The 25,106-nt window shown below is 44.2% G+C and carries 24 protein-coding genes; 9 read left to right on the top strand and 15 right to left on the bottom strand.

Features of this window, described 5'->3' with window-relative positions; all coding sequences use genetic code 11:
* Positions 1–293: 293 nt before the first annotated feature.
* Positions 294–584, top strand: a complete 291-nt coding sequence (locus tag EL162_RS01420) for a DUF2218 domain-containing protein (protein WP_126329578.1) — start codon at positions 294–296, stop codon at positions 582–584.
* A 43-nt stretch (positions 585–627) separates the two neighbouring features.
* Here the strand turns inward: EL162_RS01420 and polA are convergent, their stop codons facing one another.
* The 5 genes from polA to EL162_RS01395 form a co-directional block, all read right to left on the bottom strand.
* The gene (gene polA / locus EL162_RS01415) at positions 628–3,525 is read right to left on the bottom strand and encodes a DNA polymerase I (protein ID WP_126329576.1); all 2,898 of its coding nucleotides are present in this window, start codon (positions 3,523–3,525) and stop codon (positions 628–630) included.
* A gap of 66 nt (positions 3,526–3,591) precedes the next feature.
* Entirely contained in the window at positions 3,592–4,635 is a 1,044-nt protein-coding gene (locus EL162_RS01410) for an AbrB family protein (protein WP_126329574.1), read from the bottom strand.
* A gap of 133 nt (positions 4,636–4,768) precedes the next feature.
* Positions 4,769–6,271 carry a tripartite tricarboxylate transporter permease gene (locus EL162_RS01405; protein ID WP_076554914.1) on the bottom strand — a complete coding sequence of 501 codons (1,503 nt, stop codon included), beginning with the start codon at positions 6,269–6,271 and terminating at the stop codon, positions 4,769–4,771.
* A 3-nt stretch (positions 6,272–6,274) separates the two neighbouring features.
* Entirely contained in the window at positions 6,275–6,718 is a 444-nt protein-coding gene (locus EL162_RS01400; RefSeq protein ID WP_126329572.1) for a tripartite tricarboxylate transporter TctB family protein, read from the bottom strand.
* A gap of 93 nt (positions 6,719–6,811) precedes the next feature.
* The gene (locus EL162_RS01395; RefSeq protein ID WP_076554916.1) at positions 6,812–7,816 is read right to left on the bottom strand and encodes a tripartite tricarboxylate transporter substrate binding protein; all 1,005 of its coding nucleotides are present in this window, start codon (positions 7,814–7,816) and stop codon (positions 6,812–6,814) included.
* Positions 7,817–8,197: 381 nt separating this feature from the next.
* Between EL162_RS01395 and EL162_RS01390 the strand changes: the two genes are divergently transcribed.
* Genes EL162_RS01390 through EL162_RS01380 form a run of 3 tightly spaced genes read left to right on the top strand, consistent with a single transcriptional unit; the run spans position 8,198 to position 10,432 of the window.
* Entirely contained in the window at positions 8,198–9,784 is a 1,587-nt protein-coding gene (locus EL162_RS01390; RefSeq protein WP_126329570.1) for a peptide chain release factor 3, read from the top strand.
* Between the two features lie 23 nt (positions 9,785–9,807).
* Positions 9,808–10,251 carry a putative toxin-antitoxin system toxin component, PIN family gene (locus tag EL162_RS01385; protein ID WP_126329568.1) on the top strand — a complete coding sequence of 148 codons (444 nt, stop codon included), beginning with the start codon at positions 9,808–9,810 and terminating at the stop codon, positions 10,249–10,251.
* Positions 10,226–10,432 carry a toxin-antitoxin system HicB family antitoxin gene (locus tag EL162_RS01380; RefSeq protein ID WP_126329566.1) on the top strand — a complete coding sequence of 69 codons (207 nt, stop codon included), beginning with the start codon at positions 10,226–10,228 and terminating at the stop codon, positions 10,430–10,432. Before EL162_RS01385 ends, EL162_RS01380 begins: the two co-directional genes overlap by 26 nt.
* A gap of 236 nt (positions 10,433–10,668) precedes the next feature.
* Here the strand turns inward: EL162_RS01380 and EL162_RS01375 are convergent, their stop codons facing one another.
* The gene (locus EL162_RS01375) at positions 10,669–12,564 is read right to left on the bottom strand and encodes a DUF4407 domain-containing protein (protein WP_126329564.1); all 1,896 of its coding nucleotides are present in this window, start codon (positions 12,562–12,564) and stop codon (positions 10,669–10,671) included.
* A gap of 81 nt (positions 12,565–12,645) precedes the next feature.
* A complete protein-coding gene (locus EL162_RS01370; protein WP_197718986.1) occupies positions 12,646–12,936 on the bottom strand; it encodes a DUF3761 domain-containing protein in 291 nt (96 codons plus the stop codon).
* 401 nt (positions 12,937–13,337) lie between these two features.
* Here EL162_RS01370 and EL162_RS01365 point away from each other — a divergent pair, with 401 nt between their 5' ends.
* The 4 genes from EL162_RS01365 (at position 13,338) to EL162_RS01350 (ending at position 16,459) form a co-directional block, all read left to right on the top strand.
* A complete protein-coding gene (locus EL162_RS01365) occupies positions 13,338–13,703 on the top strand; it encodes a helix-turn-helix domain-containing protein (protein WP_126329560.1) in 366 nt (121 codons plus the stop codon).
* A gap of 81 nt (positions 13,704–13,784) precedes the next feature.
* Positions 13,785–14,654, top strand: coding sequence for a DMT family transporter (locus EL162_RS01360; RefSeq protein WP_126329558.1), 870 nt, complete (start codon positions 13,785–13,787; stop codon positions 14,652–14,654).
* 112 nt (positions 14,655–14,766) lie between these two features.
* Complete coding sequence (locus tag EL162_RS01355) at positions 14,767–15,567, top strand: putative RNA methyltransferase (protein ID WP_126329556.1); 801 nt, start codon at positions 14,767–14,769, stop codon at positions 15,565–15,567.
* A gap of 46 nt (positions 15,568–15,613) precedes the next feature.
* Positions 15,614–16,459 carry an RsiV family protein gene (locus EL162_RS01350; RefSeq protein WP_126329554.1) on the top strand — a complete coding sequence of 282 codons (846 nt, stop codon included), beginning with the start codon at positions 15,614–15,616 and terminating at the stop codon, positions 16,457–16,459.
* Between the two features lie 35 nt (positions 16,460–16,494).
* On the opposite strand, the gene parC is transcribed toward EL162_RS01350, so the two are convergent.
* The 8 genes from parC to EL162_RS01305 all read right to left on the bottom strand — a co-directional run bounded on the left by parC (position 16,495) and on the right by EL162_RS01305 (position 23,098).
* Positions 16,495–18,714 carry a DNA topoisomerase IV subunit A gene (gene parC / locus EL162_RS01345; RefSeq protein WP_126329552.1) on the bottom strand — a complete coding sequence of 740 codons (2,220 nt, stop codon included), beginning with the start codon at positions 18,712–18,714 and terminating at the stop codon, positions 16,495–16,497.
* A gap of 100 nt (positions 18,715–18,814) precedes the next feature.
* Entirely contained in the window at positions 18,815–19,501 is a 687-nt protein-coding gene (locus EL162_RS01340) for a DUF1345 domain-containing protein (RefSeq protein WP_076554983.1), read from the bottom strand.
* A gap of 69 nt (positions 19,502–19,570) precedes the next feature.
* Positions 19,571–19,852, bottom strand: a complete 282-nt coding sequence (locus EL162_RS01335; RefSeq protein WP_076554929.1) for a 4a-hydroxytetrahydrobiopterin dehydratase — start codon at positions 19,850–19,852, stop codon at positions 19,571–19,573.
* Positions 19,853–19,934: 82 nt separating this feature from the next.
* Positions 19,935–20,222, bottom strand: coding sequence for a GNAT family N-acetyltransferase (locus tag EL162_RS01330; RefSeq protein WP_126329548.1), 288 nt, complete (start codon positions 20,220–20,222; stop codon positions 19,935–19,937).
* A 735-nt stretch (positions 20,223–20,957) separates the two neighbouring features.
* The gene (locus EL162_RS01315) at positions 20,958–22,007 is read right to left on the bottom strand and encodes a DNA cytosine methyltransferase (protein ID WP_259772332.1); all 1,050 of its coding nucleotides are present in this window, start codon (positions 22,005–22,007) and stop codon (positions 20,958–20,960) included.
* Positions 21,961–22,455: a hypothetical protein gene (locus EL162_RS10075; RefSeq protein ID WP_197718985.1), complete on the bottom strand. Its 495-nt coding sequence runs from the start codon at positions 22,453–22,455 to the stop codon at positions 21,961–21,963. Before EL162_RS10075 ends, EL162_RS01315 begins: the two co-directional genes overlap by 47 nt.
* A gap of 176 nt (positions 22,456–22,631) precedes the next feature.
* The gene (locus tag EL162_RS10070) at positions 22,632–22,847 is read right to left on the bottom strand and encodes a hypothetical protein (protein ID WP_197718984.1); all 216 of its coding nucleotides are present in this window, start codon (positions 22,845–22,847) and stop codon (positions 22,632–22,634) included.
* 38 nt (positions 22,848–22,885) lie between these two features.
* Entirely contained in the window at positions 22,886–23,098 is a 213-nt protein-coding gene (locus EL162_RS01305; protein ID WP_126329544.1) for a helix-turn-helix domain-containing protein, read from the bottom strand.
* A gap of 188 nt (positions 23,099–23,286) precedes the next feature.
* On the opposite strand from EL162_RS01305, the gene ettA reads away from it, so the two are divergent.
* On the top strand, positions 23,287–24,948 hold the full coding sequence (ettA, locus tag EL162_RS01300) for an energy-dependent translational throttle protein EttA (protein ID WP_076554931.1): 1,662 nt from the start codon (positions 23,287–23,289) through the stop codon (positions 24,946–24,948).
* The last annotated feature ends 158 nt before the right edge of the window (positions 24,949–25,106 follow it).

The following is a 25,106-nucleotide window of genomic DNA, read 5'->3' as shown; positions in this document are numbered from 1 at the left end:
ATGAGATGCTAGCAAGGAAGAGAGTATGGATATTTTTACAGTCGTAAAAACAACAAAGCCGCACTAAGTTTGCGGTTTTGTTGTTTTTGGGATTGGATATCTGCACCTGTTATTTACACTTATCAACTGTTTATTCACCATCAATCTTATCAATTCTGGATTGCCATCAATCAATACAGCTCTTATAATAACAAGCTAAAATAACACAGGCAACAAAACCGCCCAAGCAATGCGTGCGATGTTTCTCACTGGCAGTGCTGACGGTTTTTGATAAAATAGTTATGGAGCAAATCATGAGCCAAGCAATCATCACTACCACTGACGGGCTAAGAATCGCCAAGCGTTTGACAAATCATTGGCAACATAAATTCCAGATATCATCGCTGGGCGATACGGGGTTTGTGGTGCATTTTCCCAGTGCAGAAGTGGTTCTGCTGCCATCGGCTGATGCTTTGCAGGTCGAAATTAGACCTGTTGAGGGTGGCAGCGAGCCGATGGATTTGGCAAAATTACAAAGCGTGGTGGCAAGCCATATTGACCGCATGGCAGGCGAGGCGTTTGATTATCAGTGGCATGATGCCTAAATCGCCCAAAGTGCTGTTTGGCTTATAGATGAGCTGACTTTGGTTAATGTGCCTGATCCCAATTATCGCCCATGCCAATCTCAACCAATAACGGCACGGCAAAATCCACCTGCCAGCCTAGCTCTTTGGCGGTGCTGGTCAGGACATTTTGCATGGCGGTCTTTATCATCTCACCGATGACGACAGCTTTGTCTTTGGCAACCTCAAACACCAGCTCGTCATGCACTTGCAAGAGCAATTTGGCATCATCTTTTGGCAGGATTTTATCGACAGCAATCATGGCAAGTTTGATAATCTCGGCTGCTGAGCCTTGCAAAGGGGCATTAATCGCCGCACGCTCGGCAGCATCACGCACCATGCGATTGCTGCTGTTGATGTCTGGCGAGTATAGCTTGCGTCCTAGAATTGTCTGCACATAGCCGTGCTGTTTTGCCATGTCTTTGGTGTTTTGCATATAGTCGTTGATGGCAGGATAGCGGGCAAAATATCGCTTGATGTAGTCTTGGGCAACGCCTCTTTCGACACCCAATTGTTTGGCAAGCCCAAAAGCACTCATGCCGTATAACAGCCCAAAATTCACCGCCTTGGCAGCTCGCCGCTCCAGATTGCTTACTTGGCTGATGTCTTTGCCCATAATCTCGGCAGCGGTTGCGGTATGAATGTCTAGATTTTGGCGAAAAGCATCAATCAGACTGTCATCACCGCTAAAATGTGCCATCAGTCGCAGCTCGATTTGTGAATAATCTGCCGCCAAGATGAGGCGGTCAGGCGGAGCAATAAACGCCTCGCGAATCAGTCGCCCTGTATCGGTGCGAATCGGGATATTTTGCAGGTTAGGGTCGCTTGATGACAGTCGCCCTGTGCTGGTGAGTGCCTGATGATAGCTGGTATGCACACGGTTTGTTTTGTCAGCGGCTTTGGCGAGAGCATCGGTGTAGGTGCTTTTGAGCTTTGACAAACTGCGGTGGTTTAGCACAACATCAACCAGTGGGTGGTCAATATTTGCCAGCACAGATTCAGAGGTGGAATATTGCCCTGTTTTGGTTTTTTTGCCGCCTTTGATACCCAGTTTTTCAAATAAAATCTCGCCCAGCTGCTTGGGGCTGGCAAGGTTAAACGCCTCTTTTGCGATACGCTCGGCATCATGCTCCAAAGCCATGATTTGCTTGTCAAATTCCACAGACAATCTGCCCAAAAAATCACGATCGATTAAGATGCCGTCATGCTCCATCTGAGTAAGAATCTTGGCGGTGGGCAGTTCAAGCTGGTGCAGTAATTTGGCGGCTGTCGTGTCATCTTGTAGATATTGATTAAAAATACTAAACAATCTAAATGTAATATCAGCATCTTCACAAGCATAGTTGGCAGCAGTATCAATGGCAACTTTGTCAAAGCTGATCTGCTTGGCACCTTTGCCTGCCACTGCTTCAAAGGTAATGGTATCAACGCCCAAGTAATGCTTGGCGAGTGCGTCCATGCTATGCCTTGTGGCGGCAGCATTGATGACATAGCTTGCCAGCATGGTATCTGATTGCCAGTTGTTTAGCTTGATGCCATATTTCATAAAAATATGAGCATCGTACTTAAGATGCTGTCCGATTTTGCCGATGGCTGGATCTTCCAAAACTTGCTTAAACCCTGATAAAACAAAGTCCAAAGGCAGCTGATTATCAAGCAATATGCCAAAATCACCCGTATGTCCAACAGGGATATAATAACCTTCATAATTGGCGGTGCTGACCGAAATACCGACCAAATCGGCGTGCTGCCAGTCGATGTTTGTGGTTTCGGTATCGATGGCAAAATAAGGCACGCTATTTAATTTATGTATTAAATTTTCAAAATCTGATACCGTGCTGATGGTATGATAACAAGGCGTGCCTGTGGGAAGATTTGGCACACTAAGGGGTTCTTTATCGGTGTGGTTTTGTGGCAAATTATCAGCGGAATTATGTATATTTTCTAAATTATCATGAGTGTCATTTGCAAGGATTTGGGCTGTTTCTGCCAGTTCTTTTTTGAATTCTAGTAATTGATACAATTCATGCAAATCTTTGGCACGCTGTTTTTGGGCGGCATGGCTGTTGTCTAGCACAATGTCATCAAAGCCAATGGGCAGATCCAAATCAGTTACGATGGTTGCCAAGATGCGATTTAGTGGAATGTCGCCTTGGTGGTCGGCTAGGCTTTTGCCGACTGCTCCTTTGATGTTTGGTAAATTTGTCAAAATGCCATCAATGCTGCCGTATTCATTGAGCAGTTTGGCGGCGGTTTTTTGTCCGACTTTTGGCACCCCTGCGATGCCGTCTGATGCGTCCCCCATCAAAGTGAGATAGTCGATGATTTGCTCTGCGTGCACGCCAAATTTATCCAGCACGCCTTGGGTATCGGTGATTTTCCCTGTAAAGCTGTCTTCTAGCGTGATGCAGTCATTGACAAGCTGTGCCATGTCCTTATCACCTGTGGAGATGACGACAGGGTAGCCATTTTGGCAAGCACGATGTGCCAAAGTGCCGATAATATCATCAGCCTCAAAGCCGTCTATCTTTAGCAGCGGTATGCCCAATTGCTCAATCAGTTGGTGAATGTAGGGAATTTGCACACGCAAATCCTCATCCATCGGTGGGCGATGTGCCTTGTAGGCGGCGGATAATTCATGGCGAAAAGTCGCCGCCTTCGTATCAAAAGCAACCGCCATGTGCGTAGGCTGGTATTTTTTGATGAGCTTGTTTAGGGCATTTAGCACGCCACGAATGGCATTGGTGGGCAAGCCTTGCGAATTGGTCAGCGGCGGCAAGCCATGAAAACAGCGAAACAGATAATAAGACCCGTCCACCAAAATCACAGGTGGTCTTGTTTTGTTGATATGATCTGTGTTTATTTTGGCAAGGTTGGTTGGGTTTGGGTAGTGGGTGTTAAATGTTGGTTTATTGTCAGTCATGGCGTTGTTTTTGATTGAGTGTTGATAATTATTATAGCATAGGCGTGGCAGAATCGCTTGTTTGGTTTATTGCTTGATAAAGTATTTATCAAGCCAATGATACAGCACCCCTGCACTGGCGACCACAGCAATCATACGCACCACATGCAGCATGGTAACGATTGGCACGCCCAGCTGCAAAGTTTTGGCAGTGATGGTCATCTCTGCCACGCCACCGGGGGCAAAACCCAGCCCCAAAATCGCCTTGTCAATATCACTATAATGGGTCAATAGCCACACCATCAGCAATGTCAGCATAAGATGTATCAACACGCTGATGGCAGTGGCGGTCAGCAGTCGTGGTGCAACCTGAAAAAAATTAGGGCGAAACTTGGTGCCAAGCGTCCAGCCGATACACACCTGACCTAAGTATGACAAAACAGGCGGTATCGCTGACAAATGCACCCCATTGGCGGTCAAAATCGCAGCAACCAACAAGGGTGCAAATGTCCAAGGATTTGACCATTTTTTGTATTCAAAGTATTTGGCAGCCAATGCACCAAGTGCCAAAAGCAGCAGCAGATTGGCAAAATTGACCGCTTGGCTTGACTCAAGGGTGCGACTATCCTCGCCGTGATAGCCCATGAATTGATAAAAAAATGGCACGGTCGTTACCAGCAGAAATACTCGCAGTGTATGGGCGGCAACCACCAAATCCACACGAGCATTGTGCAATTGAGCAAGATTGGACATTTCGCTCGCCCCGCCGACAACAGAGGCAAACCAAGCGGTCTTAAAGCTGACTTTGCCAATGCGATAGGCGATGATTGAGCCGATAATTCCCAGTGTGATGCTAAAAATGGCAACCGCAATCAGCAGATAAACTGACTGTGCAATCAAATCAAGCATTTGTGGGCTAAAATACAAGCCAAGCGACAGCCCGATAATCATCAAGCCCGTTTTGCGACCAATTTCGGCATTTTTTATGGGCAATCCTGCCAAACTACAGCCACCAATGGCAAGCAATGAGCCAAGCAGCCAAGGAATGGGTAACCCAAGCAAGTTTGCCAAAGCACCGCCTGCAAGTGCAATCAAAAAGCTCAATAAATATGCTGGCAGTGTCGTTGTCATAAAATTCTCCAATATGCCAGATGGTTTGTGATGATTTGCTGGGCTTTACAAAGGGTGGCTTGACCCAAGTTTGTCATACAAATCAGAGCATAAAACCAAACAAAAAACAGCCACTTTTTGTGGCTGCTTATGCTTAGGCGATGTGTTTGCGATTTTTGTTACGCAGCCAGCGATATACAGGCAGCAGCACCATCAGCACCACAAGCACCCATAGGATTTGTACGATTGGCCCGTGGAATAAGATGCCCAAATCTCCTTGTGAGATGGATAAGGCACGGCGTAGACTTGATTCCATCAGCTCACCTAATACATAGCCCAAAATCAAGGCTGACAATGGGAAATTGAGCTTGCGTAATACATAGCCCAAAACGCCAAGAGCAACCATCAAAATCAAATCAAAAGTTGTGCTATGAATGGCATACACACCCACAAAGCTCACCGCAGCAATCGCTGGAATGAGAATGTAGTTTGGGGTGTTGAGCATTTTGGCAAATAATCCAACAAGTGGCAGGTTGAGTATCAGCAAAATCACATTGCCTACAAACAATGACGCAATCAGACCCCAAACAATATCAGGCTGCTCGGCAAATAATTGTGGGCCGGGCGTGATGTTATATAGGGTCAAAGCACCCATCATCACCGCTGTTGTGCCAGAGCCGGGTACGCCCAAGGTTAGCATCGGGATAAATGAACCACAGGCTGAGGCATTGTTGGCAGCCTCTGGAGCGGCGATACCACGCAAATCACCTTCGCCAAATTTGCCTGTGTCGCCAGCGATTTTTTTCTCGTTGGTGTAGGTCATGGCACTGGCAATGGTTGCACCAGCACCGGGCAGCACGCCGACAACAAAGCCAATCACGCCACTTCTTAAAATCGTGCCAGCAGAGAACATTAATTCTTTGAAATTAAACAACGCACGCTTGCCTTGCTCAAGGGCTTTTTGTCCTGTGCTGGTCTGCTCAAGCATGATTAAAATTTCGCTGATGCTAAAAAAGCCAATCACAACCGTGGTAAAGGCGATGCCATCAGACAGATTCACCGAGTCAAAAGTAAAGCGATACACGCCTGTAACAGCGTCCACGCCAACGGTTGCCAGACCAAGACCAATTAGGGCAGCAACTGCGGTTTTGATGGGTTGATCGCCAACCAGACCGCTTAGGCAGGTGATGGCAAATACCATCAGCACAAAGTATTCTGCAGGGCCAAAGGCAACTGCCCAATTGGCAAGCAGTGGTGCAAACAGCACAACGCCAAGCGTTGCAATGATACTGCCTGTAAATGAGCTGACCGCTGACAATGACAACGCCACCCCTGCCTTGCCCTGCTTGGCAAGCGGATAGCCGTCTAGGGTGGACATGATGGCAGCAGCATCACCGGGAACATTGATTAAAATTGCCGAAATGCGACCACCGTATTCACAGCCCAAATAGACCGCAGCGAGCAAAATCAAGGCAGATTCAGGTGGCAAGCCAAGTGCATAGGCTAGCGGCAAAAGAATCGCAACGCCATTAATTGGGCCAAGACCAGGCAGCATACCAACGATTGTTCCCAAAAATGCCCCAATAAAAGCAAGCATAAGATTGGTTGGTGTTAATGCCACCGCAAAGCCTGATAATAAGTAGTTTAAGGTATCCATAATTTATCCAATCAAACCAAGTGGCAGCGGCACATCAAGTGCTTGGTCAAACAATAAATAGAGCAAGACGCCCATGGCAACGCCCGAGATAAGACAATGCAGCAATTTGCCGCCAAACAGCTTACCGACAATGGTTGCCATTATCGCTGTGGCAATGATAAAACCAAGCAGCTCAAAAAGTACCGCATAGCCAAGCAAGGTAACTAGGCACAAGGCAAGTTTTTTTAGTAATGATGGCGTATAGCCAAGCTGGTCAATCTCTGCTTTGGGACGAACCAACAAAAACAACGAACACGCCGCAAGTAGAGCCAGCAGCAGCATTGGATAGGGTCTTGGGCCCAACGGGTCATAGGCGATTGGGGCAACATAGTCCGATGCCAGATATAACAAAAACAGACTGACAATCAGAAGCAGTCCTGCAAAATATCGTTCAAATTTTGCGTTCATCATGTATCCTTATGTATTATGCAATACATGGCTGATAAGGGCAGGCTGTAGCTTGCCTGCCGTATTAATGATGGGCTTGCCGACATGACAAACTTAGTTTTGTGAATTTAGGTCAAATTCTTTTGACAAAACACGCATCTCATCGGTGCTTTTTTTGATATAGGCTTGTAGCTCATCGCCAGTCATGGCAAATGGCAACAAATCACGAGAGGCACGCAACTCTGCAAATTTTGGGTCAGCCATCATGGTATCAAAGCGATTTTTCCACCACTGATATGATTCTTCGCTAACTTTTGGACCCATGTAGTAGCCACGAATGACAGGCCACTCAACATCAAAGCCTTGTTCTTTGGCGGTTGGGATATCTTTTAGCTTGCCGCCCAGTCTTTCGGGGGCGAATACAGCCAGCACACGCACTTTGCCCGATTCGATATAAGGACCCATCTCGGCAATGCCAGCACTAACAACACTGATGTGATTGCCAAGCACAGCGGTTACTGCTTCGCCACCACCTTCTAGGGCGACATAGGTCATGTCTTTGGGGTTAATGCCAGCGGCTTTGGCAACCATGGCGGTTTGGAGCCAGTCTTGACCGCCGACACTGCCACCAGCACCAAAACTGATGGCTTTGGGGTCTTGTTTTAGGGCATTTGCCAAATCTTGCAAATTCTGCAAAGGTGAGTTTGCATTGACCGCCACCATGCCATAATCTGTACCAACGGCAGCCAGCCAGCGAACATCATCTTCGCTGTAGTTTTCGCCAAATTTACCCTGTGCAAGGTTTAACAATGAGCCTGTCGAAAAGGCAACAATGGCATCACCATTGGCAGGGTCGTTGGCGACAATTTTGTTATAAGCGACCGCACCTACACCACCAGGCATATAGGTTACACGCATTGGCTTGTCAAGCAATCCTGTGTCTTTTAGTCCACTTTGTGCCAGTTTGCAGGTCAGATCAAAACCGCCACCCGGTTTGGCTGGGGCGATACATTCAGGTTTTTTTGGCATACCCGCTTCGGCATTTTTGTCGTTTTTGCAGGCGGTGAGTGCAACCGCTGTGCACAAAGCAGCGGTCAAAAGTGCGGATTTTTTGAACATTAGGGAGATACTCCAGAGATTGAATTTCCTTATAACCATATCATTTATGCGGTTATTTTTGGTAAAATATATCAAAATGCTGTTACTGTCAAGCATATTTAGCGAAAAATTTTGGTAACAAAGCAACAATTGATGGCAGCCGTGATTTTAATTAAACAAAATATACCATTGCTGATGGCGTTGGTGCGTTTTTATTGTTTGCCAAGATTATAAATACAAAGAACTTGGGTGGGATTGGCGGTGCTTTTGTGGCTCATTTAAGATATAATAGGGCAGCAAGGCGTGGGCATTGCTATGTAAATTTATCAAAGCAGTCAAATCACCCAAAGCATATCACAGCTAACCGATGTTTATCATTCATTAAAACAAACAAGGCATACAATGACAACCAATCTACTCGATCAAATCAACGCTCGCAGGACTTTTGCCATCATCAGCCACCCTGACGCAGGTAAGACCACCATGACCGAAAAACTGCTACTATGGGGCAGGGCGATTCAGGTGGCAGGTGAGGTGCGTGGACGCAAGGCGGATCGTCATGCCACCAGCGACTGGATGAGTATGGAGCAAGAGCGGGGCATTTCTATCACAACTTCGGTGATGCAATTTCCCTATAAAGAATGTATGGTGAACCTCCTAGATACGCCCGGCCATGCTGATTTTAGCGAGGATACTTATCGCACACTGACGGCGGTGGATTCTGCATTGATGGTTATTGATGGTGCCAAAGGTGTGGAGGAGCGGACAATCAAGCTGATGGAGGTCTGTCGTATGCGTGATACGCCGATCATCAGCTTTGTGAACAAACTTGACCGCGAGATTCAAGATCCGTTGGCGTTGCTTGATGAAATTGAAAGCGTGCTAAAAATCCGCTGTGTGCCGATTACTTGGCCGATGGGCATGGGACAGGATTTTGTTGGGGTGTATCATATCAAGCAAGACAAGCTGTATATGTACAAAAAAGGGCAAGGCAGTCAAATCAGCGAAATAGAAGTCAGAGATGGCTATGATCATGCCGATGTGCGTGATCGCTTGGGCGAGCTTGTGTTTAATGAATTTGTCGAAAGTCTTGAGCTTGCTCAGCTTGCTGCCGAAGACTGGGACGAGGAGCAGTTTTTGTCAGGCAAGATTACCCCTGTGTTGTTTGGCACGGCGTTGGGTAATTTTGGGGTGGATATGGTGCTAGACACACTGGTTGCTCATGCCCCGAAGCCCAAAGACCATCAGGCGGTAGAACGCATTGTGCGTGCTGATGAGCCTGAATTTACAGGATTTGTCTTTAAAATCCAAGCAAACATGGATCCAAAGCATCGAGATCGTGTTGCCTTTATGCGAATTTGCTCGGGGCGATATGAGCGTGGCATGAAGATGAATCATGTCAGACTGGGCAAAGAGGTGCGAGTTTCTGATGCCTTGATGTTCCTAGCGGGCGACCGCGAGACGCTGGAGGAGGCTTATGCTGGTGATATTATCGGTCTTCATAATCATGGCACGATACAAATTGGCGACAGTTTTACCAGTGGTGAGAGTTTGAACTTCACGGGCATTCCGCATTTTGCCCCTGAGCTGTTTCGCCGTGTGGTGCTAAAAGACCCAATGAAATCCAAGCAATTGCAAAAAGGCTTGCAGCAGCTGTCCGAAGAAGGGGCGACACAGGTGTTTATGCCTCAGATTAACAATGATTTGATTTTGGGTGCGGTGGGTGTGCTACAGTTTGAGGTGGTGGCACATCGCTTGGCAGAAGAATACAAAGTACAATGCAGCTTTGAGCCTGTATCCATCGCCACGGTGCGGTGGGTGCATTGTGATGACAAGGTGGCGTTTGAGAAGTTTAAGAAAAAAGCCCATGACCAACTGTCGGTGGACGGTGGCGGCTATCTGACCTACCTTGCTCCAAGCCGTGTGAACTTACAACTGATGCAAGAGCGATATCCTGAAGTGGAGTTTAGAAGTATCAGGGAGCATTGATTTTGGATTAATGCAGGATTATAATGAAAATCGTCTTAGATACCAATATTTTGGTGGGGGCGTGCTTGGGGTCTTGTCATGCCATCCGCCTAATTAAAGCTTGTTTAAATGGCGAATTTACACCAATTATTGGCGTGGCATTATTGGCAGAATATGAAGATGTTTTGGCTCGTGATGATGTGTTTGTCAAAAGCAAATTATCATTAGATGAACGCAATGAAATTTTAAATGCCTTGTTATCTGTTTGTGAGTGGGTGCGTATTTTTTATTTGTGGAGGCCTAATTTAAAAGATGAAGGTGATAATCATTTAATAGAATTGGCAGTAGCAGGCAATGCTAAAATTATTGTGAGCTATAATCAAAAAGACTTTCGTCAAAACGAATTAAATTTTGGCATTAAAATTTTAGCACCAGAACAATTATTGCAGTTAAGGAGTAATGATGGGAACTGTAACACTTCAAGTTAGTAATGAAAAACACGAACGCTTAAATTTAATTGCCAATGAAAGAGGGTTAAGTGTCGCTCATTTAATAGATGAAACAATGTCTAATATGCTTGCTGAATATGAAGCAAGAAAACGCTTTGAAAATAGAGCTAAACAAGGTGATATTAAAAGAGCAATGGAGCTTTTGGACAGGGCTTTGTGATTCGTTTCTCAATTTTCCCCCAAGCCGTGTGAACTTACAACTGATGCAAGAGCGATATCCTGAAGTGGAGTTTAGAAGTATAAGGGAGCATTGATAAAACAAAAACCAAATCGTCAAAGATTTGGTTTTTGTTTGGGTTTTATTTGGGGCTAAAGACTGTTTTGAGATATTTTCAACCCCACTAAATTTATAGAAATGCTTTATTTTAATTTGATTAACGATATTTTGGTTATTTTTTATTCATCGCTTACTTCTTTTTGATTTTGATTAAAATGGGTGTATTGATATATTCCAGCATTGTCTAGTCTTTTTTGAGTAATAAATGGTAGTTCCGCATCATCACCTTTGATATAGGTGGTTGAGTTGCTTTTGGCAATATCGCTTAAAAACTCTAATTCTTCTAGCTCTAAATCCATAATAATTTTATCAAGCCTGCTTTCTTTGATGTTGATGGTCTGAATTTGTTCAGCGATATGATTAATTTCGCTTTTGAGATTATTGGCTCTTTGTTCGTAAATATTCATATTACGCTCAAAGGTCAAGAAATTATCTTCCATATTTTTTATGGTTTGCTTTAGTTGTCTTATGGTATCTTGGGCTGCAATAAATGCCCTAGTATTCTCTACGCTAGGGTTGTCTTTTTGCTCTAGCTCTAGCTGTGCAGCCATGATCTCTAATTCTGCCAACTCACTTTGTTTGTTATTGATACGATTTTGGCGTGCAATCATATCCTCATGCCTGCTATTATGCATACGCTCTTCTTCAAATAATTCTTGCTCTAATTCATTTTGCTTGGCTAATAACAAGTCTTTCTTTGCGTATTCTTCTTGAATGAATTTTTGTTTATGGTTACAAGCTTCTTTTAATGCGTTCATAATGCGTTCTCTTTTTTGCCCTATAACTTTATCTTCATGGCTAAATTGCTGGGCTTCTTTGGCTTGTCGCTCATTATAGGCTTGTTCACTCTCTTTGAGTTTTTGCTGCTTGGCTTCGGCTGCCAATTTTTCTTGATGTAGGCGATTTTCTTCGTCTAACTGACTTTGCTTTCTTTTTTGTTTTATTTCTGCATCATTTTTTAGACGCTGATTTTTGGTTTGAGCATAATAAATGGCAATTTTTTCAAAAGTTTGCGGTATGGGCATGGTTGGCATGTATGAACTTTTTTCGCTTTCAAGCAAGTAGTCGTCATAGTTGCCTTGTTTGTAGTTTGCCCACGCCTCCTGCAAACGAGATGAATAGTACATTTTTAATGATTTTGGTTGCAACAATTTGGATAAAATCAATATAATACCAACCAAGATCAAAAACCCATCAACGGCAAATTGTGTATTTTTAAAAGCGGGCTGTGTTTTTAATTTCTCAATGGCGTTTTGACGAAAAATTGGGCTGTCTTGTACCATAAAAATACCAAAACTTTCCAAATTTTTTACATCATTTTGTGCGATGGCGTTTTCTAGGCGGATTTTGGTGTTTGCTAGATCGTTTTTTAGCTGTTCGAATTCTGTGTTGGCGGCAGATAATTCATTTTCAATGCTTTGGGCAACAGCTCCTTTGCCATACCCTGTGCCGCGTTTGCCACCTATTTCTTGTTGCAATCGGTTATTTATTTGTTTGATATATTCTTCTTGGCTGGAAATTTTTTGCTCTAATTTGCCCAAGGTTTCTTGCTTGGCTTTTTCTATACTGGCTTGATATTGAACCTGCATTTCATTTTCAATATCTGTTTTAAAAACCAATTGAGTTAAAAAGGGGGCGGTAATGTATAACGAACCGATCACAATACACAAACGAACAAGAAAAACAAACCAGCTTTGATATTTTTTTAAAAATTTTGGTCGGTATTCATCACCTTCTAAAATTCTAGAATGTTCTTCGGTCATCATATCTTGCGTTACCATTGTTCTGTCAAAAAACCAAAATAGCAAAAAGATAAAAATACCAAGTGTAAATCCACCCAAATTGGGGTTTTCTGGCGTGAATGTGCTGCCAAAATGACCCCAAGCAAATGCTTCAGCCAAAGCAGAAAGTGATACGATGACTGCAATCACGCTCAGATAGTTTGCACCACCTGAAGTTAGTAGGTTGTTTTGATAGGTTTTGAAGGTCAAGAAATACCATATTTTCTTAAGCATAAAAATCACCAAAATTATCGATATGATACAAATATAAAATTTGTTAAATTTATTTAATGCAATATTGATTAAAAATAATAATTAATTTTTTAACCAATATTGCACACCACCATGGCGAGAGCATACGCCACGACGACCCAAACTGTAGCTGTATGTGCCGTCTTGACATTGAGCAGTGGGTTGTTTATCACGCCCATAGTATTTTGATGGATATTCTTGGTTTGAGCTGGTATATAGGGCTTGATTAACAACACTTTGCACCTTGTACTCTTGTGAATAGGCAGATGACTGCTCTGCTTGTGATGAACTGTTATCTTTTTGGCTACTGGGCAAAAGGGATATAATGAGAATGGCAATGGGAAGCACAAACATCAGAATCAAAGAGAATATTGCTAGCACTGTATCTGATATATAAAATAATTTTCTCATTCTATACCAACTTATTTTGGATCTTAAGTTTGTTATTTCTTAAGACGGTAATTTACTTATAGGCGGGCGTTTTGTGAAACTTGTAGCACATCATAGTGGGTCGTCAGCTTGTTTTGCATTGGTAAAGCCCTGCCTCCTTGGAATTTTGTTAAATCAAGCGATTTGATGGTTTGGTTTGTAAAATGACACGCATCTTGGCACATCGGTTGTAGTAAAAACCAAAAAATTATTGCCAAAATATCAAAATTAGGCTATTATTTTGGCATTGTGCGTGTGTATAATCCACCCACAAATCCAGTTTTTTGTAACCATTTTTCATCACTTTCACCCACAAAAGGTAAGCCATGGATATTGCCGATAACATTGTTAAGCTTAGAAAAGAGCAACATCTGACCCAAGAACAGATGGCAGAAAAGCTGGCAATGTCCAAAAATGGCTATGCCAAACTGGAACGAGGCGAGAGCAGAATTACGGTTGAGCATTTGCAAAACATTGCCAATACTTTTAATATTGATATTGTTGAATTACTAAAAGCCGATAAGGAAGTGGCATTGTTGATTGGTGATAATCATGGCAGTTATGCAAACAAATACTATAATAATGTGTACGAAATTGAAAAACTCCAATTAATTATCGCTCACAAAGACGAACTGCTTGCCCAAAAAGACAAAGAAATCGCTTTGTTACGCCAGTTGCTTGATGGTGTATAATTAACACAGTCGTCAAGAGAGTGCAGAATGTAATTTTCAAGCCAATTTTCGCAATTGGCTTTTTAATTTCTAGGAGTAATCATGCCAAAAACTCCCCATGCAGACGCAGGCTCCGTCATCGGTTCATTATGGATGGTCTTCGCGGCTTTTTGTTTTGCCACCATGGGCATTTTGGTCAAAATCACCGCCGTCAAATTTGCCATGCATGAGTATGAGCTGGTATTTTGGCGAGTGAGCTTTGCGGCGGTGGTGCTGGGCGTGCAGGCGATGATTTTGGGACGATCATTTGCTACGAATTATCCGCTGGCACATTTTTGGCGATCGCTGGCAGGCACGATTAGCTTGTTTATGTTCTTTTTTGGCTTGGTGTATTTGCCACTGGCGACCGCGATTACTTTTAGCCACACTTCAGCGATATTTTTGGCGATATTTTCACTGCTGCTATTAAAGCAGCGACCATCGGCACTGACATGGGCAGCATTGTTGGTGGGGCTTGTTGGCATTGGGCTGATTTTGCGACCCAGTGTATTGGGGCATGGGCTTTTGCCAACGGTCATCGGGCTTGCCAGTGGTGCGATTGCAGGTTATGCCTATTTGCAGGTGCGTGAGCTGTCGCTGCTTGGTGAGCCTTCTTGGCGGATTGTGTTTTATTTTTCGGCGTTGGCAAGCCTACTGTCAGCGGTCATCAGCAGCATCAAGGGCTGGACGGCAATCTCTGCTGAGATGTTGCCCTATTTGCTTGGCATTGGACTGTCGGCGATGGCAGGGCAGTTGGCAATGACTCATGCCTACAAGGTTGGGCGTAAGTTCATGGTTTCGGCACTGGGTTATTTGGTGGTGGTGCTATCAACCCTGTATGGCGTGCTGGTGTTTGGTGAAATATTGCCAGCGATGGCGATGGTGGGCATTGTGCTGGTGATTGTCAGCGGTATTTTGGCAAGCAAAAAATAACCATAGGATTAAAATCATTAAAATTAGAAAAATTAGAAAAATTAGAAAATCGCCGAGCCAGCTGGCAATTTATGTTACAATACGGTTCATTTGCCAAAAATGCTGATTTGTCATGTTAATTTGCCCTGTTTGCCAATCACCACTTCAGGTTTCTGCCAAGATATTCCGTTGTACGCACAACCACAGCTTTGATATCGCCAAAGAAGGCTATGTCAATCTGCACATCGTTCAGCACAAAAAGAGCAAAAACCCCGGAGATACACCGCAGGCAGTGCAGGCACGGCGAGCGTTTTTGTCGGCAGGGCATTATGCACCATTTCGCACGGCGGTTGCTGATATTGTGCATAAATTGCAGGCAGGCGTGGTGATGGATATTGGCAGTGGCGAGGGTTATTATACGCAGGCACTGACAGCACAGACGCAGGTTTTGGGGCTTGATATCGCCAAGTCGGCGGTGCAAATTGCTGCCAAGGCTGACAAAAACAAGCGTGTCTGCTGGCTGGTGGGAACTTCATCGGCATTGCCTGTGGCAAGCGGTTCGGTGAATGTTTGCACCAGTTTGTTCAGCCCATTGCCAAAGCAGGAGATTTATCGGGTGCTTGATGCATCAGGCGTGCTATTGGTGGCGGTTGCTGCACCAAGACATTTGTATGCTGTGCGTGAGGCATTGTTTGGTACGGTGATTGAGCATAGTCCTGATAAATATCTTGATGTGCTTGCACCAGAGTTTGTGCTGGTAGACAGGCAGCAAATCACTGTGCCGATGCAGCTTGATAATCAGTCATTGCGACAATTGATCGCCATGACTCCTTATGCGTATAAGGCAACCGCCGAGCGGCGGGCATGGCTTGAGCGACAGGAGAGCTTTGAAGTGGCGGGCGAATTTTGTGTCATGCTGTTTAAAAAGCAGTGATGGTTGGATATTATTAATGTCATAAAAATACAAACTGGGAGGGTATATGCGATACTGGCAATGGGCGGCGATGTGTGTTGTGCTGGGCATGATGACAGCTTGTGCCGACAAGCCGCAGGTGCAGATGGCTGCTGATGTTATCAAGACAAAAGAGCAAAATCAATCGTTTGCTTGGCAGAATAAAATCATATCAACTAAAGATAATATTAATCAAAAATGCACAAATCAATGTCCGCAGATAGAGTATCAGCTAATTAGCACCCCTTATGCGTGGATTGACAGTACGATTAATAAAGCTGTGCTAAGCATACTGGATTCTGGCGAGGAGTCAGCAGAGGGTTCGCCAGCTGCTAAGCGTATTCAGGATTTTTATGCCAAACCTGTGGTGAATGATGACGAGCTGGGCGAACAGCTTGGGCGTATCAAGCAAAACCTTGACCGTCTTGCCAAAGAGGTGTCAGGCGAGCAGATGGTTGTTGTGAGTGCCAAGCCTGATTTTTTGGGCTTTTATAAGGATTTGCCACAGATGAGTGTGTCAGGCGAGATTTATCTTGGCGGTGCTCATGGCATGACGAGTTATTTTTATTATGTGTTTGATTTGCAAGCCAAGCGTCAGCTGGATTTATCCGATGTGGTGCTGCCAAATCAAATGCCAGCATTGCAGCAGACTTTGCAAGCACAGTTTGATGCCATGCTTCGCAGTCAGGGAGCTGACCCAGCAGAGCATGGGCAGTCGTGGGAATTTTTTGTTACGCGGAATTTTGTCTTTGACAAAGACGGTATGGAGTTTTTGTACCAGCCTTATGAGATTGCGCCTTATGTGTATGGCCCCATCAGTCTGCGTCTGGACAAGCAGCAAATGCGTGCATTGATCAAACCGCAGTATTTGTAATAAAAAACCGCTCTGATGTTTGAGCGGTTTATGCGTTAGTCTGTGGTGTGTTTTGACAGTTGTGAAACCTTGCCAAAACCTTTGGGCAACGCACCGCCACGACTGGCACGCTTGGCGATATAGTTGGCGATGTCGGCAGGCTTTAGCGTAAGTGTGCGTTTACCTGCGGTAATAACCAGACTGTCATCACTTGACAAACTTGCGATGGCGGTGATGTGTTCATCGGCTTTTAGGTTGATGAGCTTGTTGCCTTTGCCTTTGGCAAGCATTGGCAACTCATCACTTGGGAAAATCAGCAATTTGCCATCAGAGCTGCTGACAGCCACCAGTGTGTCTTTTTCGTCAATCAGAGCGATAGGCAGCAGCGTGCCACCATTGAGATTGATGCTGGCTTTGCCTGCTTTTTGGTTGGTGTCAAGATTGTCAAGATTGTTGATAAAACCATAGCCTGTGCTGCTTGCCATGAGGATATTTTGGGTTTTGGCAAAGTGAATTTGCTCAATTTTTGTACCGTTGCCAAGCGTTAGCAGACTGGTAATGGGATCGCCTTGACCACGAGCGGAGGGTAGGTTGATGGTATCAATGCCATAACTTCGCCCTGTATTGTCAAGCAAAATCAAGCGTTCGGTGGATTTACCCAGTGCGTGCGTCAGGTAGCCATCGCCTGCACGATAGTTCATGCTCAAAGGATCGTTGCCATGCCCTTTGGCAAGACGAATCCACCCTGCCTGCGACAAAATCACCGTAACAGGCTCGCTACTGATAAGCTCGGTTGCCTTCAGGCTTGCCGCCTCTTCACGCTCCACAACAGGCGAACGGCGAGCATCGCCATGCTCTTTGGCATCGGCGGTCAGCTCATCTATCAGCAGCTCAGTTAGGGCATCGGCATCATTGAGCTGTTTGGTGATGGTTGCCAGCTCGGCCTCAAGGCTTGCTTTTTCGGCATTAAGTTCAATTTCTTCAAGTTTGGCAAGTTGGCGTAATCTGATGTCCAAAATTGCTTCGGCTTGAATCTCGCTCAAGCCAAAACGGCTCATCAGCTCAAACTTCGGATCGTCCTCCTCGCGAATGATGCGAATCACCTCATCAATGTTCAAATACGCAATCAAGAGACCTGCCAAGATGTGCAGTCGTTTTTGTATTTTTTCGAGACGGTGCTGTAGTCGGCGAATCACCACGCTGCGACGCACCGACAGCCATTCGGACAAAATGGTTTTTAGGTTTTTGACTTCAGGCTTGCCATTGATGCCAATCATGTTCATATTGACCCGAAAGCTCATCTCAAGGTCAGTATTGGCAAACAGATGGCTCATGATTTTGTCAATATCCAGCTTGCCTTTTTTTAGCTCAATGACAAGACGGCAAGGGTTTTCATGATCAGACTCATCACGAATCTCCACCGCCCAAGGTAGTTTTTTGTCCGTCATTAATTTGGCGATTTGTTCAACAACTTTATTGCCCGAGACTTGATAGGGCAAGGCGTTAATGATGACGAGGTTTTTGTCTTTGGGGTCAGTGTGGTAGGTGGCACGCATTTTGTAGCTGCCTTTGCCTGTTGTGTACATTGCAACCAACTCGTCCCTTGGCGTGATAATCTCGGCACTGGTGGGCAGGTCAGGGGCGATGATGCTTTGGGTGAGCTGCTTGATGCTGATTTCGGGATTTTTTAGCAAGCGAATACAGGCTTTGACAACCTCGCCCAAGTTATGCGGTGGAATATCGGTCGCCATACCAACGGCGATGCCTGTTGTGCCATTGAGCAAAATATTCGGCAGGCGTGCAGGCAGGGTGATGGGTTCTTTGAGCGAACCATCAAAATTATCCTGCCAATCCACCGTACCCTGTTCAAGCTCGGCAAGCAGCGTGTTGGCGTACAGGCTCATCTTGGCTTCGGTATAACGCATGGCGGCAAAGGATTTGGGGTCGTCAGGACTGCCCCAGTTGCCCTGACCGCTGATGAGTGGATAGCGATAGCTAAATGGCTGTGCCATCAGCACCATTGCCTCATAGCAGGCAGAGTCGCCATGTGGGTGATATTTGCCCAGCACATCGCCGACAGTACGAGCTGATTTTTTTGGTTTGGCGGTGTGCCGTAGCCCAAGCTCACTCATGGCGTAGACGATGCGGCGTTGCACAGGTTTTAGCCCATCGGCAATATGCGGCAAAGCACGATCCATGATGACATACATGGCATAGTTAAGATAGGCGTGTTCGGTAAAATCGCTCACAGAGCGAGTATCAATGTGTGTACTCATGATTGTCGTTGTTGCAAATGATGGCTTATAATAGCAAAATTACCAAAAATTCGGTAGTGGCTTTCGTGCAGAATGCGTGGCAGTCATCTTTGTTGCGATGCTAAATGGCTATCAAACTGGCTGACATTTCAATCATCAGTGCCAGCACGGCGGTATTAAAGAAAAACGACAGCACGCTATGAAATGCCCCAATGCGTCGCAATTTTCGTCCTGTAAAGGAAATATCTGCCGTTTGTCCTGTTGCACCAATACCAAGCGAAAAATAGACAAAATCCCAATAATCAGGCTTGGATTCATAAGGAAAATCCAGCGGATAATGGTCATTGTTATCGCTGTCATAATAACCATGTGCATAGTACAAGGCAAATAAAATATGAATAAACAGCCAAGACAGCACCAGTGTGAACATGGTCAGTCCAATATGAAAACCAGCAAGCCAGCCACTGGCATCGGCACCGATACGCATCTCTTGAATAATGGTAATGATGCTGATGATACTGGCTGTACAGATAAGCACCAGCATGGTGGTGCGTTTTTCGTATTCTTGATGGGCTTGTTCTTGGATTTGTGATTGGCTAACTCTGCCAAAGACCAAGCCAACCAAGATTAAGTAAGTCAGCAAAAAACTGTCCCAAACCAACAAATAAGCGGTGGGCTGTTGTAAAGTGGGGATAAAGCTACGAAAAAATCGCAGTTCGCTAAACAAAATCCCATAAACGCATACCGCAACGGTGATGGCAATGATAAGGTGGTTGTTGTTCTTAAAAAATCGCAATAAAGCAGACATGGTCATCAATCAATAAAAACCAAGCGATAAACACCGCTTGGTAGTGGCTAATGGGGCAAACCTGACAGCTTAGCCAATAAGGCTCTCAAGGCGTTTGGCAAGCTGCACATCTCGGCTGTGTATGGCGTGCTGTGCTGGGTCGCCGATACGCACGCAGATGGTGTTGTAATCGTGCTGCCAGACGGGATAATGCTCAAGGCTTTGGGCATGAAATGCTGCACGCACCATAAAACCCACCGCATCAGCAAAGTCCTCAAAGGTGAAAGTTTTGCTAAGGCTATTGCCCTCAAGCGACCAGTTGGGCAGGCTCTCTAGTTGCAGGGCGACTTGATCAGAAGTTAAGCTGCTCATAAAATTCCTTATAAAGAGGGTTGTTATTGATAATTTTTAACAATAACAGTGCATTTATTATCTATTATTATTTTAGCATGGTTTATGAATTTTTATGCAATAAATGATGATAATTTTGTTGCTTGTTGATATAGTTCGCCACAAATGAGCAGCTGGCGATGACTTTTTTGCGACTGTCTGTGGCATATTCTAGGGCGAATTTTACCAAAGCCGTGCCAAGACCACGCCCGCCAAGTTCGGCTGGCACGATGGTGTGGTTATAATCAAGTGTCTGCTCATCAACGATGCGGTAGCTAAGATATGCCACCTTGTCGTCAATAAGTGTTTCAAATCGCTGGGCGGCAATGTTGTGAGTGATTGTGGCTGTCATATACGCTCCTTGGGCTGTATTTGGCAATGCTTGGGTGCAAAAATGAAAAATGGCTTGAGCAGGCTGTATTTATGATTAAGACAAACAATAGCAGGAATTTTTTATTCTGGCAAGGCATCATCTTAATGGCAGGGGTGATAAGTCTGTATATTGCCCAAAATCACCAAACGCAAGCAGATGGCATTGCTTTTTTTAAGCAGATTGTGAGTTGGTGTTTTTGGTGCAAGGCTTGGGTTAAAGATGGCTTGGTGTAGCAATGATAAGCGTGTGGTTGGCACAATTCATTATTGGGTGGCGACCCATCGGCTTATCTTGTGGGTTAAATTCTGGATAATTAAAAAGATGGTCAGCTGCCGCACCCTTACCAGCCAACTGGCTTGACAGGGTTTTGGCATTTATCGCCCAACCATATTAAGCATGGGCGATAAATTCCCCAGCCAACGCCGACCGTTAAGTGATTAACGGCAACCTTTTTGTTCGTACAGATTGGTTAGATTGACTTGTCGTTCTTTGGCGGCATTGATGGCTTCTTCGGTATTAGAATAAGTGCCAATCAGAGCTGGTCAAAAGAACAAAGCTGCGGCAATATTTTTGCCAGTAACTTTGCGTTCGGCACGGGCTTTTTGTTCAAATTCTTTGGCTGAATTGTTACAAATTAGCAATAAAAAGACAGCTAATTTATACAATAGTGTAATTTTATTGATGGCGGTTTGTCAAGAAATTTTTATGCGGTTTTTATGATATGCTTGATAGGGCTTTCTTGATTGCCAAGGCTATTTCATATGCCAAGTTAATAGGCACAGCATTGCCAATCATCTTATAAGCGTCATTTGTGTTTTGATAAATAAACTTGAAGCCATCAGGAAAACCTTGCACGCGAGCGACTTCTCGAATACTCATACGCCGATAAAGCATTTCCTTACCCGATGCAAAGCGGTAGTCATTTGTACCGTGTTTTATCATTTTTGGAGCTTGTGGATGTAATTGGCATTGTCGCCCAGATGCTTGTACGGTAAATGCTTGCTCGTCCCAACTTTTAACGCGATTTCGACTCATAAAGATGGGCGAGTAGCTACCTATGAAATATTCGTTATTGTTGATTGCCTGCGGATTGGCTTGGTTGCGTTCTAATGCTGGAACAGCAGTGTCTTGCAAATCCCAAATAATGTCTTTTAAAGTAAGTTTCTTGTTGTCATCAATTGTTGATCCGCTCGGAAATTGAAAATGCACCTTTAAATCTTTCCGAAATCCAATGTAAAAAATACGCTTACGCTCTTGGGCTACGCCATAGTTTTTAGCGTTTGCCATTGTTAAAGTTACATCATAGCCACATTCATCAAACATTGCTAGAATATTTTGTACTGCTTCATTGTGGCGATTGGCAAGCATGCCACTAACATTTTCTGCTAAAAAAAACTTAGGCTGCTTGTTTTTTAGGACTCGTATATAGTCAAAGAACAGTTGACCTCTTGCATCATTAATGCCACGCAATGAGCCTGCTTCGGACCAAGATTGACACGGAGGGCCGCCAATAATGCCATCAATATTATTGGGAAAATCACATTCTGAAATATTACGAATATCACCTTTAATTAATTTTGTGTCAGGGTGATTAAATTCAAAAGTTGCCCAAATGCTTTTATCGTATTCATTGGCAACTGGGACTTCAAAGCCTGCTTGTTTAAAGCCTAAATCCAAACCGCCACATCCACTGAACAAACTAATTATTTTCATTTTTTTATTGACGAACATAGGTGAATTTTGTATTTGTTTCATTGATATCATCAGTTGTTGCTATATTAAGTTCTAAAAGACATTCTTTTAATTTATCTGCAACCGCATTGCCTTTGTGTATTAATGGTGAATCAAAAACCAGCCGAGGGGTCAGCTTGTTGTCAATAATTTGCCAGTCAACCTGAACGGCAAGTGGTCTATTTCCGTCAAATCTCTTCTCAAAAGTTCGATAATTTAAGGCTTTGCAGGCAAAATAAATCTTAGGGTCGTTCTTGAGGATGTAGTCTTTAATACATTGTATGTTATCTAAAACATCTTGGGCTGATAAATATTTATTTCCTAGTAAAATATAGTTTGCCACACCCGAGTCTTTAATTACTATGCCATTGACACGGGCATGGCGTTTATCTTCAGGTAGATTGATGCCACTGTGTACATCAAGATATTGCTCTTGGCTTAGGCAGATTTCCCCTGATAATTCACCACTTGGTTTGTTCATTAGCTCAAACTTCCAACCAAGGATTATTGCACCTGCTTGAGTTCTTCTGTATTTGGTTTTGTAGATTAGTGGTTTGGCGAGAAATTTTTTACGAATCTTTTCTGTTAATTTTTGAATAATCGCCTGCCAGTCAGCTCCGAATAGTTTCTCTGCTCGTTCAGTCCCAATTTTATTTTCTAAAAAATCAGCATTGCTCTTTTTGTATGAAATTTTGATTTCGTGAGTTTGACAGTTGTTTTGCAGTAGAATGTATACATCAGTTTTGGCTTCACCTTGTGGACAAGTTGGCTTGCCAGCAGTTTTGATTGTATAGGTCTGCCTTGAAAGTCGACAGTTTTTCCAACGGTAAAGAACGCCAAAATTGCTCGCTCTGCCGCACTAAAATTTGCCATAAAAACCCCATGTATTATATCAAAAATGTTTTATATAATCAACAATCAATCTCTTTGAAAAATTGTTGAAAAGACACGCCAAGTGCATTGAGTATTTTTTCTAGCGTTTTTAGTGATGGGTTGCGTTTACCTTGCTCAATGCCTGTTAGATAGGTGCGGTCAATTTCTGCTTCTAAAGCCAGTTTTTCTTGGCTTAACCCTTGACTTGTGCGTAGTTTGCGTAGTTTTTCGCCAACTTTCTGTAAAATCATATTTGCTCTCTTGATTAAGTTTAAAAATTATCTAATTTTTGTTGTTTATAATACAACGGACTATAAGCAACAAAAATGATTGGATTTATGAAAATTGATGACGAGGATTAAAGCAGTGTGAAAAATTTGATAAAACAGTCTAACAATGCGATAATGAGCAATTGATTTTTATTTGCAAAGGAAAATCCATGGCTCAATATATCTACACCATGAACAAGGTGTCAAAAATTGTTCCTCCCAAGCGTGAAATCCTAAAAGACATTTCGCTGTCCTTCTTCCCCGGGGCAAAAATCGGTGTCTTGGGTCTAAACGGTGCAGGTAAGTCCACCTTGCTACGCATCATGGCAGGTGTGGATACCGAGTTCAGCGGTGAGGCACGACCACAGGCAGGCATTAAGGTGGGTTATTTGCCCCAAGAACCCCAGCTTGACCCCAGCAAAGATGTGCGTGGCAATGTCGAGGACGGCGTGCGTGAGGCATTGGACGCACTAGAACGCCTAAACCAAATCTATGCCGAATATGCCGAGCCTGATGCTGATTTTGATAAATTGGCTGCCGAGCAGGGCAAGATGGAGGATATTATCACCGCTTGGGATGCTCATAATTTAAACACTCAACTAGAAAAAGCCGCCGATGCTTTGCGTTTGCCACCGTGGGATGCTGATGTATCCAAGCTGTCAGGGGGCGAAAAACGCCGTGTTGCTCTGTGCCGACTTTTGTTATCCAAGCCTGATATGCTACTGCTTGACGAGCCGACCAACCATTTGGACGCAGAAAGTGTGGCATGGCTTGAGCGATTCTTAAAAGATTATAGCGGTACGATTGTGGCGATTACCCACGACCGTTATTTCCTTGACAATGTTGCTGAGTGGATTTTGGAGCTTGACCGTGGCTATGGCTATCCGTATCAAGGCAACTACACCGAGTGGCTGGAGCAGAAAAACAAACGCCTAGAACAAGAGCAAAAGCAAGAAGAAGCCTTTGCCAAAGCCTTAAAGCAGGAATTGGAATGGGTGCGTAAAAACCAAAAAGGTCAGCAAGCCAAATCCAAATCTCGCCTAGAACGCTTTGAAGAAATGAACTCGCGTGAATTCCAGCAGCGAAACGAAACCGCTGAAATCTACATTCCGCCAGGGCCGCGTCTGGGCAATAAGGTGATTGAGGTGAATAATATCTCAAAATCGTTTGGCGACCGTCTTTTGTATGAAAATCTGTCATTTACCGTGCCTCCGATGGCAATTGTGGGGATTGTCGGGCCAAATGGTGCGGGTAAAACCACGCTGTTTAACATGATTACAGGCAAGGACAAACCTGACACAGGCACCGTTGAGATTGGTGAGAGTGTGAAGGTTGCCTATGTCGGTCAGGTGCGTGATGAGCTTGATGACAACAAGACAGTTTGGGAAGAAGTCTCGGACGGCCTTGATATGATTACCGTTGGTGAATATACCACGCCGAGCCGTGCGTATATTGGACGGTTTAATTTCAAAGGTCAAGACCAGCAAAAACGCGTAGGCAGCCTGTCGGGCGGTGAACGCAATCGCTTGCAACTTGCCAAAACCCTAAAACAAGGGGCGAATGTCATCTTGCTTGACGAACCATCAAACGACCTTGATGTTGAGACTTTGCGTGCCTTGGAAGATGCGGTGCAGGTATTCCCTGGTACGGTGATGGTGGTATCGCATGACCGCTGGTTCTTGGATCGTATTTGTACGCATATTTTATCGTTTGAGAACGAAGAGCCTGAGTTTTTTGATGGCAATTACAGCGATTATGAAAAATGGCGTAAAGAAAAACTGGGTGCAGATGCCACGCCTAAGCGAATGAAATATAAGAAGATTGGGGGGTAGTTTCCCAAAAGCCCCATTTGTTTGAATGGGGCTTTTTTAAATTAAGGAGTAAACAATGTTAATCAATAATTATCAAATTGGTACAATTTTTACCAATCAGGATTTGATGGATGCTTTTAAAGTTTCTAATGCAGATGGTATGCGTCGTAGTAAGTAAA

Source organism: Moraxella cuniculi (assembly GCF_900637105.1).
GTDB classification, from domain to species: domain Bacteria; phylum Pseudomonadota; class Gammaproteobacteria; order Pseudomonadales; family Moraxellaceae; genus Moraxella; species Moraxella cuniculi.
Note: the sequence above shows the minus strand (reverse complement) of the source record. Positions and strands in the feature narration are given on the sequence as shown.